This is a genomic window from Phormidium sp. CCY1219 (genome assembly GCF_055795085.1).
In genome coordinates, this window is the sequence record NZ_JAYFEQ010000254.1 from 1 (window position 1) to 238 (window position 238).

At 43.7% G+C, this 238-nt stretch carries 1 protein-coding gene; it reads left to right on the plus strand.

The genetic code is table 11. The features are described from left to right. Positions 1-238 (plus strand): reverse transcriptase domain-containing protein (locus AC0QH1_RS02835; protein ID WP_324629297.1); only part of this gene is annotated, 238 nt, incomplete at both ends.

Here is a 238-nt window from a genome sequence, read left to right on the forward strand (position 1 = left end):
TATTAGATGCAGATATTGCAAAATGCTTCGACCGAATTAACCATGATTACTTGCTGTCCAAACTAGATTGTCCATCCATGTTAAAACGGAGAATTAAACAATGGCTCAAAGCCGGAGTTTTGGACAATGGCGTATTTGAGGCAACTGAATCAGGAACCCCGCAGGGTGGGGTCATTAGTCCACTCCTGGCCAACATTGCTTTACACGGAATGATAAATTCGGTAGTCAATGCCTTCCC